Consider the following 11819-nt stretch of genomic DNA (forward strand, 5'->3'; position numbering starts at 1 on the left):
TCCCCCCAGGGATGAACCCGACCCCCTACGGAGCGCGCAATGCAGACTTGGTACCCGCAGATCAAACCCTACGCCCGGCACGATCTGGCCGTCGATGACACCCATACCCTGTACGTCGATGAAAGTGGCTCTCCCGAAGGCTTGCCCGTTGTATTCATCCATGGTGGCCCTGGCGCCGGTTGCGACGCCCAGAGCCGCTGCTATTTCGACCCCAACCTGTACCGCATCGTAACCTTCGACCAGCGCGGTTGCGGTCGCTCCACGCCACGCGCCAGCCTGGAAAACAACACCACCTGGGACCTGGTCGCCGACATGGAGCGCATCCGCGAGCACCTGGGCATCGATAAATGGGTGCTGTTCGGTGGCTCCTGGGGGTCGACCCTGGCCCTGGCCTATGCGCAAACCCATCCCGAGCGCGTGCATGGCCTAATCGTGCGCGGCATCTTCCTGGCCCGTCCGCAGGACATCCACTGGTTCTACCAGGAAGGCGCGAGTCGCTTGTTCCCGGATTACTGGCAGGACTACATCGCGCCGATCCCGGCCGATGAGCGTCACGACATGATCGCGGCCTATCACAAGCGCCTCACCGGTAACGACCAGATCGCCCAGATGCACGCGGCCAAGGCGTGGTCCGGCTGGGAAGGGCGCATGCTCGGCTTGTGCCCGAGCCCGCAGCATGTGGAGCGGTTTTCCGAGCCGCAGCGGGCGTTGTCGATTGCGCGCATCGAGTGCCATTACTTCACTAACCACTCGTTCCTGGAACCCAACCAACTGATCCGTGACATTCATAAGATTGCGCACCTGCCTGGCGTAATCATCCATGGGCGCTACGATATGATCTGCCCGTTGGATAACGCTTGGGAGTTGCACCAGGCGTGGCCCAACAGCGAGCTGCAGGTGATCCGCGAGGCGGGGCATGCGGCGTCCGAGCCTGGCATCACCGACGCGCTGGTGCGCGCGACCGGCGAAATGGCCCGGCGTTTGCTCGACCTGCCGCCTGAAGAAGCATGAAGGGGCTGCTGCAACGGGTGCGTGGTGCCCGGGTCGAGGTAGCAGGTGAAATCGTAGGGGCCATCGATCAGGGGTTGCTGGTGCTGGTGGCCGTCGAGCCTTCAGATACCCCTGAGAGTGCCGACAAATTGCTGCACAAGTTGCTGAACTATCGGGTGTTCAGCGATGACGAAGGCAAGATGAACCTGTCGCTCAAGGACATTGACGGCGGTTTGCTGCTGGTCTCGCAATTCACCCTGGCGGCGGATACCAAGAGCGGCTTGCGGCCCAGCTTCTCCACGGCGGCCCCTCCGGCCCTGGGAGCGGCGCTTTTTGAGCACTTGCTGTTACAAGCGCAACAATTGCATGGCAGGGTGGCGTCGGGGCGTTTTGGCGCGGATATGCAGGTGCATTTGGTCAATGATGGCCCTGTGACCTTCCTCTTGCAGACGTGAATGTATTGAAAACGACTTTTAATGCTTAAAAACGCAGGATTTCGCTACAAATACTTCGTTGCCCCTGATGCGTTGTCTCGCGGGCTACTAGATAATCGCGCGCTACGGGGATCAGCGTTGTTTGGTCCATTTTTGACTTAGGTAGAGACTTGTCCGACAACCATTGGGGAATCATTTTGACCCAGGGGAGTCGGAACAATGCTCGCCAACCTGGCATATAGATAGCTGGCCGTTGGTTTTTTGATCTGTTTTCGGCGAGGGTTGCTCGTGATTGTTAGTCCCTGTAATGCACCAAAATTGTCTGCCAAACGGTTACGAAACGCACTGGTGACGGGCTCTGCCCTGTTTTGCCTGTTCGGCGCGGGTCAACTGTGGGCATTCAGTCTGGATGATGTGTCGGCCAAGGCGAAAGAGCTGGCCGGGCAGAAGTACGAAGCTCCGCGCAGCAATCTGCCGAACGAATTCCGCGAAATGAAGTTTGCGGACTATCAGAAAATTCGTTTCCGCAATGAAAAAGCCGAGTGGGCCGATCAGAACACCCCGTTCAAGCTGTCCTTCTATCACCAGGGTATGCACTTCGATACGCCGGTGAAAATCAACGAAGTCACCGCTGACAGCGTTCAGGAAATTAAATACGACCCGTCGCGTTTCGATTTCGGTGATGTGAAATTCGATCCTAAGGCCACCAAACAACTGGGTTATGCCGGTTTCCGTGTTCTGTTCCCGATCAATAAGAGCGACAAGCAAGACGAAATCATGACCATGCTCGGCGCCAGCTACTTCCGCGTCGTGGGCAAGGACCAGGTCTATGGCCTGTCCGCCCGTGGCATGGCGATCGACACTGCGCTGCCGTCCGGCGAAGAATTCCCGCGGTTCACCGAGTTCTGGATCGAGCGTCCAAAGCCGGGTGACAAGCACCTGGTGATCTTTGCCCTGCTGGATTCGCCGCGCGCGACCGGCGCCTATCGCCTGATCCTGCGTCCGGGCACCGACACTGTGGTCGACGTCAAATCCCAGATGTTCCTGCGCGACAAGGTCAGCAAACTCGGGGTGGCCCCGCTGACCAGCATGTTCCTGTTCGGCGCGAACCAGCCGTCCAAAGTGCTCAACTACCGTCGCGAACTGCACGACTCCAGCGGTCTGTCGATCCATGCCGGCAACGGCGAGTGGATCTGGCGTCCACTGAACAACCCTAAACACCTGTCGGTCAGCAATTTCAGCGTAGAGAACCCGCGCGGTTTCGGCCTGCTGCAACGTGGTCGCAACTTCAGCCACTACGAAGACCTGGACGACAACTACGACAAGCGCCCAAGCGCCTGGATCGAACCTGAAGGCGACTGGGGCAAGGGCTCCGTGGACCTGGTTGAGATCCCGACCGCCGACGAGACCAACGACAACATTGTTGCGTTCTGGAGCCCGGAAAAACTGCCGGAAGTCGGTCAGCCGCTGGACGTAGCCTACCGCCTGCACTGGACTCTGGACGACGCCGCGTTCCATTCGCCGGACAGCGCCTGGGTCAAGCAGACCCTGCGTTCTACTGGTGACGTGAAGCAATCCAACCTGATCCGTCAGCCGGATGGGAGCGTCGCTTACCTGGTGGACTTCGAAGGCCCCTCCCTGAAGAAACTGCTGCCGGACGCGCCTGTGCGCAGCCAGGTGAGCGTGGGTGACAACGCTGAACTGGTTGAAAACAGCGTGCGTTACAACGAGCACACTAAAGGCTGGCGCCTGACCCTGCGCATGAAGATCAAGGACCCGAGCAAGCCGACCGAAATGCGTGCCGCCCTGGTGCAGGACGTTGCTCAGCCAGAGCCTGAGCATGTGTCGACCCAGGTCCTCAAGGCCGACAAGGTATTGGCCAAGCAACACGAGAAACAGGCCAAGAAAGACGCCAAAGACAAGGAAGCCAAGCAGCCAGAAGCTGCCCCAGCCACACCGGAGCCGATCAAGACCGAACAGGTCCTGACCGAAACCTGGAGCTATCAGTTGCCTGCCGATGAGTAATTCTCAAGTCCAGCCAGAGACTCTGTCCGAGTATCTGGCGCATCTTCCGATGACTGCAGAGCAGCGCGCCGAACTGGCGGGCTGCTCCTCCTTCGCCGAATTGCATCAACGCCTGTCGTCCGCGACCTTCGACGAACCGGTCGACGCCGCTCAAGCGTCGGTGGGGCGCCGGTTGACCCTCAGCACGGCCGAAGAGCTGCAAGACGCCGAAATGCTTGCGGTCGATGCCGCCGGTCGCGTATGCCTCAAAGCCACGCCGCCGATCCATCGCACCCGGGTGGTGCCGGAGCCGTGGCGCACCAACATTCTGGTGCGCGGCTGGCGCCGCCTCACCGGGCGCAGCAACCCGCCCAAACCGCCGAAGGATGAACGGGTATTGCCGGCCGCGCGCTGGCGCACCGTCGGTTCGATCCGTCGCTATATCCTGTTGGTGCTGATGCTCGGCCAGACCATCGTGGCCGGCTGGTACATGAAAGGCATCATGCCGTACCAGGGCTGGTCGCTGGTGGACTTCGACGAAATCCGCAATCAGACCCTGCTGCAGACCGCCACCCAGGTGCTGCCTTACGCCCTGCAAACCAGCATCCTGATCATGTTCGGGATTTTGTTCTGCTGGGTGTCGGCCGGTTTCTGGACAGCGCTGATGGGCTTCCTGGAATTACTCACTGGCCACGATAAATACCGGATCTCCGGTAAAAGTGCCGGCAACGAGCCGATCCCGAAAGACGCCCGCACCGCGCTGGTGATGCCGATCTGTAACGAAGACGTGCCCCGGGTATTCGCCGGCCTGCGCGCCACGTTCGAATCGGTGGCCGCGACCGGTGACCTGGACCGCTTCGACTTTTTCGTGCTCAGCGACAGTAACGACGCCGACATCTGCATCGCCGAGCAGCAGGCCTGGCTCGACGTGTGCCGCGAAGCCGGTGGCTTCGGCAAGATCTTCTATCGCCGTCGCCGTCGTCGCGTAAAACGTAAGAGCGGCAACCTCGACGACTTCTGCCGTCGTTGGGGCGGTGACTACAAGTACATGGTGGTCCTCGACGCCGACAGCGTGATGAGCGGCGAATGCCTGACCAGCCTGGTGCGCCTGATGGAAGCCACGCCGGATGCCGGGATTATCCAGACCGCGCCGCGTGCGTCGGGCATGGACACCCTGTATGCGCGCATGCAGCAGTTCGCCACTCGTGTATATGGCCCGCTGTTCACCGCCGGCCTGCACTTCTGGCAGCTGGGTGAATCCCACTATTGGGGTCACAACGCAATCATCCGCATGAAACCGTTTATCGAGCACTGCGCCCTGGCGCCGTTGCCGGGTAAAGGCGCGTTCGCCGGTTCCATCCTGTCCCACGACTTCGTAGAAGCGGCGCTGATGCGTCGGGCCGGCTGGGGTGTGTGGATTGCCTACGACCTGCCGGGCAGCTATGAAGAACTGCCGCCGAACCTGTTGGACGAACTCAAGCGTGACCGTCGCTGGTGCCACGGCAACCTGATGAACTTCCGTCTGTTCCTGGTTAAAGGCATGCACCCGGTGCACCGTGCGGTGTTCCTGACCGGCGTGATGTCCTACCTGTCGGCGCCGTTGTGGTTCCTGTTTCTGGTGCTGTCCACCGCGTTGCTGGCGGTGAACACCCTGATGGAGCCGCAGTACTTCATGGCGCCGCGCCAGTTGTACCCGCTGTGGCCGCAATGGCATCCGGACAAAGCAGTGGCGTTGTTCTCCACCACTATCGTGCTGCTGTTCCTGCCTAAATTGCTGAGCATCATCCTGATCTGGGCCAAAGGCGCGAAGGAGTTCGGCGGCAAGTTCAAGGTCACGATGTCCATGCTGCTGGAAATGCTGTTTTCCATGCTACTGGCGCCGGTGCGGATGATTTTCCACACCCGTTTCGTGCTCGCCGCGTTCCTCGGCTGGGCCGCGACCTGGAATTCGCCAAAGCGTGATGACGACTCCACCACCTGGGGCGAAGCGTTCAAGCGCCACGGCACGCAAACCTTGCTGGGCTTCCTGTGGGCCCTGCTGGTGGTGTGGTTGAACCCAAGCTTCCTGTGGTGGCTGGTGCCGATTGTCGGGTCGCTGATGTTGTCGATCCCGGTGTCGGTGATCTCCAGTCGGGTGAACCTGGGCCTCAAGTCCCGTGACGAGAGCCTGTTCCTGATCCCTGAGGAATACAATCCGCCCCAGGCGCTGGTGTCGACCGACAAGTACACCCACGAAAACCGTTGGCACGCCCTGCACGACGGCTTCGTGCGCTCGGTGGTCGACCCGCAGCAGAACGCCCTGGCCTGTGCCTTGGCGACGTCGCGTCACGGTCAGGCCGAGCCGATCGAGTACCTGCGTGCCGAACGCGTGCGCCATGCGCTGAAAGTCGGCCCCGCCGGCCTCAACAATGCCGAACGTGTGGCCTTGCTCAGTGATCCGGTGGCCCTGGCCCGCCTGCACGAGCTGGTCTGGAGCGAAGGGCACGCCGAGTGGCTCGCCGCCTGGCGTGAGTCGATCAAGGCTGACCCGCACGCGCCGTTGCTGCCTCTGCAACCGCTGTCGTCCCAGGCCCAACCGGCCTGATTCAAACACCCCCGAGGGCTTACCTCGGGGGTGTTTCAAGCGCTTTTCCTACAACGATTTCTTTCCCTCCAAAAGCGAGCTAACTCCTTGTAATTTCGAAACAAAATACCCCTGCCAAGGGCGTATTGACGTGCCCGTGGCTGGGGTAGGATCGCCCCCCAATTCGTTTCGGCCACAGGGGGATTCATGATCAAAAGGTATTGTGCGGCGTTGCTGCTGAGCGCCGTCGCCTGGGTACAACAGGACGTGCAGGCAGGCGCTATAGACGATGCTGTACGGCGCGGTGTGCTGAAAGTGGGCACCACTCCCACCTATGTGCCCTTCGAAATGACCGATAAGCAGGGGCGTATCGTCGGCTTTGAAATCGACCTGCTCACGGTCATGAGCCAGGCCATGGGCGTGGAGCTTGAACTGGTCTCGGTGCCTTACACCGAGTTGGTACCGGGGTTGCTGGCCAGAAAGTTCGACATGATCGGCAGCGGCATGACCGTGACACAGGAGCGCAACCTGAAGCTCAACTTCAGCGACTCCTTCATTGTGGTAGGCCAAACCGTGTTGCTGCATCCCAGCCTGGTCGGCAAGGTCACCAGTGTTGAAGACCTGGACGATCCCCATTACCGCATCGCCACCACCGAAGGCACCACCGGCGAAGCCGCGGCGCGGCGCTTTTTGGGGGCGGCGCGATTGAGCCGTTTCGCCACCCCGGAGGAGGGTGTGCGCCACGTGGTGGATGGCAAGGCCGATGCGTTTATCCACGATGCGCCCTATAACTTGGTCGCCCTGAGCCGTGCGGAAAACAGTGCTTTGCTCTTGCTGGAGCAGCCGTTTACCTTCGAACCGCTGGCCTTTGGGTTGAAGAAAGGCGACTTCGACAGCCTCAACTGGATCAATCATTTCTTGAATCAGGTCGCCCAGGACGGCACCTACGATCGCCTGCATGACAAGTGGTTCAAGGACACGGACTGGCTGGCGGAAATCGATTGAAAGTCATAACTGCTTACACAACAGTTATCTGCCTTCATGACCTGGGCGCGTGTCTACCCTCTGCGCTCGAACATCCCGTTGTGGGCCTTTTCCGACATACGCAATAACAATTACCCGTGAAACCTTTGTGACCGGCAGTGAGTGGGTTAGGATCGCACCCCGAAATGGTGCAGCCCTTTTGTGCGCCGACCTTATAAGAATCGTTCAGGGGACTTGATGATGAAAAAGTATCTTTCGATGCTGCTGCTAGGCGTCACCGCACTGGTCGCGGCCACTGCGGCCCAGGCCGGCGCCATCGACGATGCGGTCAAGCGCGGCACGCTGAAAGTCGGGATGGACCCGACTTACATGCCGTTCGAAATGACGGACAAGCGCGGCGAAATCATCGGTTTCGAAGTCGACATCCTCAAGGCTATGGCCAAGTCCATGGGCGTCAAGCTGGAGCTGGTCTCCACCGGCTATGACGGCATCATCCCGGCCTTCTTGACCGGCAAGTTCGACATGATCGGCAGCGGCATGACCCTGACCCAGGAACGCAACCTGCGCCTGAACTTCAGCGAACCGTTCATCGTGGTCGGCCAGACCCTGCTGATCCGCAAGGACCTGGAAGGCACCATCAAGTCCTACAAAGACCTGAACGACGAGAAATACCGCCTGACTTCCAAGCTCGGCACCACCGGTGAAATGGTCGCCAAGAAGCTGATCTCCAAGGCCAAGTACCACGGCTACGACAACGAGCAGGAAGGTGTGCTGGACGTGGTCAACGGCAAGGCCGATGCCTTTGTGTATGACGCGCCGTACAACGTGGTGGCCGAGAAGAAAGTCGGCAATGGCAAACTGGTGTTCCTGGACGAACCGTTCACCTTCGAGCCCCTGGCGTTCGGTTTGAAGAAAGGCGACTACGACAGCATCAACTTCATCAACAACTTCCTGCACCAGATCAAGAACGACGGCACCTACGATCGAATCCATGACAAGTGGTTCAAGAGCTCCGAGTGGCTCAAGGACATGGAATAAGGTCCGACTGAACACCGCGTAGCGCCCATCGCGGGCAAGACTGCCACATTTGACTGTTGGAACTCGGTCAAGTGTGGGAGTGGGCTTGCCCACAATGGCGGCCTACCAGGCAACACACATCCGGAAAGATCAATGAAACAGAAAAAAGCCCAATGGCCCTGGCACCTGCTGACGGTGGTCGTGCTGGTTGGCTTGGCCGGCGCCTTGTATTACGCCACCTCGCTGATGTCCTACGAATGGCGTTGGAACCGCGTACCGCAGTACTTCGCCTATCAGGCGGAAACTGCCCAGCGCGCGGCGGATATCTCCACCGTCGTTGAGCTGGTACGCAATGGCGACGTGGCCGAAGTCACCTTGCGCAATGACGCGGGCGTCGAGCAAAAGCTCGCTGTCGCCGACAACAGCTTGCAAGTGGCCCGCGGCGATGATGTGGCCGAGGGCGATGTGGTCGGTGTGACCCGGCACTGGGCGTTGGGCCCGTTGATGTGGGGGCTGTGGACCACGTTGTGGCTGTCGGTGGTGTCCGGCATCCTGGGCCTGGTGATCGGCCTGGCGACGGGCCTGTGCCGCTTGTCCAGCAACCCGACCCTGCGCGACCTGTCGACGATCTATGTCGAATTGGTGCGCGGCACGCCGCTGCTGGTGCAGATCTTCATTTTCTATTTCTTTATCGGCACGGTGCTCAACCTTTCCCGCGAATTTGCCGGGATCGCCGCGCTGTCGCTGTTTACCGGCGCCTATGTGGCGGAAATCGTGCGCGCCGGTGTGCAGTCGATCACCCGTGGTCAGAACGAGGCCGCGCGATCCCTGGGCCTGAGTGCCAGCCAGTCGATGCGTCACGTCGTGTTGCCCCAGGCGTTCAAGCGCGTGTTGCCGCCGCTGGCCGGGCAATTTATCAGCCTGGTCAAGGACACCTCGCTGGTTTCGGTGATCGCCATCACCGAACTGCTCAAGAGCGGCCGCGAAGTGATCACCACCTCGTTCTCACCGTTCGAAATCCTGTTCTGCGTTGCAGGCCTGTACCTGCTGATCAACCTGCCGCTGTCGGAAATGGCCAGCCGGCTTGAGCGGAGGCTCGCGCAAAGTGATTGAAGTCCGCGATCTGGTAAAAGTCTTCGATACCCGTGGGCAGGTCGTCCGCGCGGTGGATAACGTCACCACCCAGGTGGCCAAGGGCGAAGTGCTGGTGGTGATCGGCCCGTCCGGTTCCGGCAAGTCCACCTTCCTGCGCTGCCTCAATGGCCTGGAAGAATTCGACTCGGGCTCGGTGAGCATCGACGGCCTGCAACTGGCCGATCCGAAAACCGACGTGAACGCCTATCGCCGCGAAGTCGGCATGGTGTTCCAGCACTTCAACCTGTTCCCCCATATGACCGTGCTGGAAAACCTGTGCCTGGCGCAGAAAGTCGTGCGTAAGCGCGGTAAGCAGGAGCGTGAGGCCAAGGCTTTGGCGCTGCTGGAAAAGGTCGGTATCGCGCAAAAGGCCAACGAGTTTCCATCCCGCTTGTCCGGCGGTCAGCAACAGCGGGTAGCCATCGCCCGGGCATTGGCGATGGACCCCAAAGTGATGCTGTTCGACGAGCCCACCTCGGCCCTCGACCCGGAAATGGTCGGTGAGGTGCTCGATGTGATGAAGACCCTGGCCCTGGAAGGCATGACCATGGTCTGCGTCACCCACGAAATGGGTTTTGCTCGCGAAGTGGCCGACCGTGTGCTGTTCTTCGATCACGGCAAGTTGCTGGAAGACGCGGCCCCCGCCGCGTTCTTCGATGCCCCCAAGGACCCGCGCGCCCAAGCCTTCCTGCGCCAGGTGCTGTAACCGGCCGGGGCGCGTTCAGACCTTGAACCGCCCCACACATGCCTGCAGATCCGTGCCCAACCGGGCCAGTTCAGTGCTTGCCGCGGCCGTTTGCTCACTGGCGGTGGCGGTCTGTTCCGACACGTCCCGCACCTTCAACACGCTGCGATTGATCTCTTCGGCCACCGCGCTCTGCTCCTCGGCCGCCGCGGCGATCTGTGGGTTCATTTCCTGAATCACCCCCACCGTGCGTGCGATCTCCATCAAGGCCTCGCCGGCGTTGCGGGTCAGGCCGACGCTTTGATCGGTCAGCGCACGGCTGTTGTCCATAATGTCGGCCACCTGTTGCGTGCCGTTGTGCAAACCGCCGATCAGTTCCTCGATTTCCTCGGCGGACTGCTGGGTGCGTTGGGCGAGGCTGCGCACTTCATCGGCGACCACCGCAAAGCCTTGGCCGGCCTCCCCAGCACGGGCCGCTTCGATGGCGGCGTTGAGGGCCAACAGGTTGGTCTGCTGCGACACCGACTTGATCACTTCCAGTACGCTGCCGATCTTCTGGCTCTCCCGTTGCAGCCCCAACATGGCCTGGCTGGAGCGCGCCATTTCATGGGCCAGATGCTCGATCTGCGCCACGGCATCCGTCACCACTCGGTCGCCCAGCTCGGTTTGCTGGTTGGCCTGCTTGGCGGCGATCGACGCCTGTTCAGCATGCCGCGCCACTTCCTGGGCGGTGGCCAGCATTTCGTTCATGGCGGTGGCGACCTGTTCGGTTTCGTCGCGTTGATTGTTGACTCCCGAACGGGTCTGTTCGGTGACCGTGGACAGCTCCTCGGCGGCGCTGGCGATCTGCCTGGCGTTGTCGCTGATGTTGCCGATCAGGGCGCGCAGGTTGAGCGTCATTTGCGTCATGCTGCACTGCAATTGGCCCAATTCGTCCCGGCGTCGGGTCTGGACATCATGGCTCAAGTCGCCTTCGGCAATGCGATTGGCCACCGCCAGGGCTTTGCGCAATGGCTTGACGATCTGCCCGGCGATAACCCACGCGGCCAAGGCGCCGAAGATCAGCGCGGCGGCCGTGGTCGCCAAGGTCTGGGTACGGGCGTGATCGGCGGCGAGGTCGCGTCGTTGGGTCTGGTCCTGGCTCAACAGGTCGCTCTGCGCGAGCAGTTGATCCAGCTGTTGCTCCAACTGGGCTTGCGCGGTCTCGGTGCTCAGTTGCGCCTCCTTGAGGCGGGTGAGATGGGTGCGGATGCTTTGCACGGCGTTGGTCAGCGCGCTGTTATCCACCGGCAGCTTCGCCACGGCGGCGAGGGTCAGTTCCAGGCTGCGCTCCGCGTCGCTGACGGCCTGGGCGTAGGCCTCCAGCGAATCGGCGGCCCAGGCCGCGCTCTGGGCGCTGTCTTCGGCGTGCCCAATGGCCTGGCGGAGATTCTCGATAGCATCCAAGGCCTTTTCATCCTCCTGATCCGGCAGGTCGCTGGCCAATTGCGCCAGTACATCGCCGATGCGCACGGTGCTTTGTTTCAATTGCTCGCGGGCGTTTTCCCGTTTCTCCACGCGGGTGGGTATGTCCTTGAGGGTCGTTTTGAACGCATCGGACAGACGCGTCATCTCCTGTAAATACTGAATGGACTGGGCGACTTTGAGGCGGTTGGAGAGCTCTGCCAGCGCGGCCTCGACTTTTTCCATGCCGTGGCTTAATCGATCGAGGCTTTTGGCATCGTCCAGCGTGCGGTAAACGATGCGATCGGAGCGCAGTTCTTCGCCGGCCACGGCCAATTGCGCGAGCACGGTGAGGGTTTGCGAGCGGTAAAGGGATGCGGCCAGGGCCTGCCAGCCGGTCACGGCGATGACCAGGCTCAGGGCCAGTACCAGGGCGAAGCCCAGGGCCAGTTTGAGGGTGACGCTGGCGTCGCCCAATAGGTGAGTCATTCGACGAAGCATGGTTAACCTCCGACAAGTGAACGAGGGACGTTCGTCAACGTATCGGCGCACCACGGGCGCGCTA

Annotated in this window: 9 protein-coding genes; 8 read left to right on the plus strand and 1 reads right to left on the minus strand. The window is 61.0% G+C overall.

The window, feature by feature from the left end; genetic code table 11:
- Window positions 1-39: 39 nt before the first annotated feature.
- The 8 genes from pip (at window position 40) to YA0848_RS05290 (ending at window position 9832) form a co-directional block, all read left to right on the plus strand.
- Window positions 40-1011: a prolyl aminopeptidase gene (gene pip / locus YA0848_RS05255; RefSeq protein WP_169902979.1), complete on the plus strand. Its 972-nt coding sequence runs from the start codon at window positions 40-42 to the stop codon at window positions 1009-1011.
- On the plus strand, window positions 1008-1445 hold the full coding sequence (gene dtd, locus YA0848_RS05260) for a D-aminoacyl-tRNA deacylase (RefSeq protein ID WP_034095472.1): 438 nt from the start codon (window positions 1008-1010) through the stop codon (window positions 1443-1445). Before pip ends, dtd begins: the two co-directional genes overlap by 4 nt.
- A gap of 324 nt (window positions 1446-1769) precedes the next feature.
- On the plus strand, window positions 1770-3449 hold the full coding sequence (locus YA0848_RS05265; RefSeq protein WP_232925040.1) for a glucan biosynthesis protein G: 1680 nt from the start codon (window positions 1770-1772) through the stop codon (window positions 3447-3449).
- The gene (gene mdoH / locus YA0848_RS05270; RefSeq protein WP_034095473.1) at window positions 3442-6012 is read left to right on the plus strand and encodes a glucans biosynthesis glucosyltransferase MdoH; all 2571 of its coding nucleotides are present in this window, start codon (window positions 3442-3444) and stop codon (window positions 6010-6012) included. The genes YA0848_RS05265 and mdoH overlap by 8 nt, the downstream gene beginning before the upstream one ends.
- 186 nt (window positions 6013-6198) lie before the next feature.
- On the plus strand, window positions 6199-6996 hold the full coding sequence (locus YA0848_RS05275; protein ID WP_198712450.1) for a transporter substrate-binding domain-containing protein: 798 nt from the start codon (window positions 6199-6201) through the stop codon (window positions 6994-6996).
- Window positions 6997-7215: 219 nt separating this feature from the next.
- Window positions 7216-8013, plus strand: coding sequence for a transporter substrate-binding domain-containing protein (locus YA0848_RS05280; RefSeq protein ID WP_034095475.1), 798 nt, complete (start codon window positions 7216-7218; stop codon window positions 8011-8013).
- Window positions 8014-8145: 132 nt separating this feature from the next.
- Window positions 8146-9105: an amino acid ABC transporter permease gene (locus tag YA0848_RS05285; protein ID WP_169902977.1), complete on the plus strand. Its 960-nt coding sequence runs from the start codon at window positions 8146-8148 to the stop codon at window positions 9103-9105.
- Entirely contained in the window at window positions 9098-9832 is a 735-nt protein-coding gene (locus YA0848_RS05290) for an amino acid ABC transporter ATP-binding protein (protein ID WP_034095477.1), read from the plus strand. Before YA0848_RS05285 ends, YA0848_RS05290 begins: the two co-directional genes overlap by 8 nt.
- 15 nt (window positions 9833-9847) lie before the next feature.
- Here the strand turns inward: YA0848_RS05290 and YA0848_RS05295 are convergent, their stop codons facing one another.
- Window positions 9848-11755 carry a methyl-accepting chemotaxis protein gene (locus tag YA0848_RS05295; RefSeq protein WP_034111408.1) on the minus strand — a complete coding sequence of 636 codons (1908 nt, stop codon included), beginning with the start codon at window positions 11753-11755 and terminating at the stop codon, window positions 9848-9850.
- Window positions 11756-11819: the final 64 nt, after the last annotated feature.

Source organism: Pseudomonas sp. S4_EA_1b, assembly GCF_016307435.1.
Taxonomy (GTDB): domain Bacteria; phylum Pseudomonadota; class Gammaproteobacteria; order Pseudomonadales; family Pseudomonadaceae; genus Aquipseudomonas; species Aquipseudomonas rhodesiae.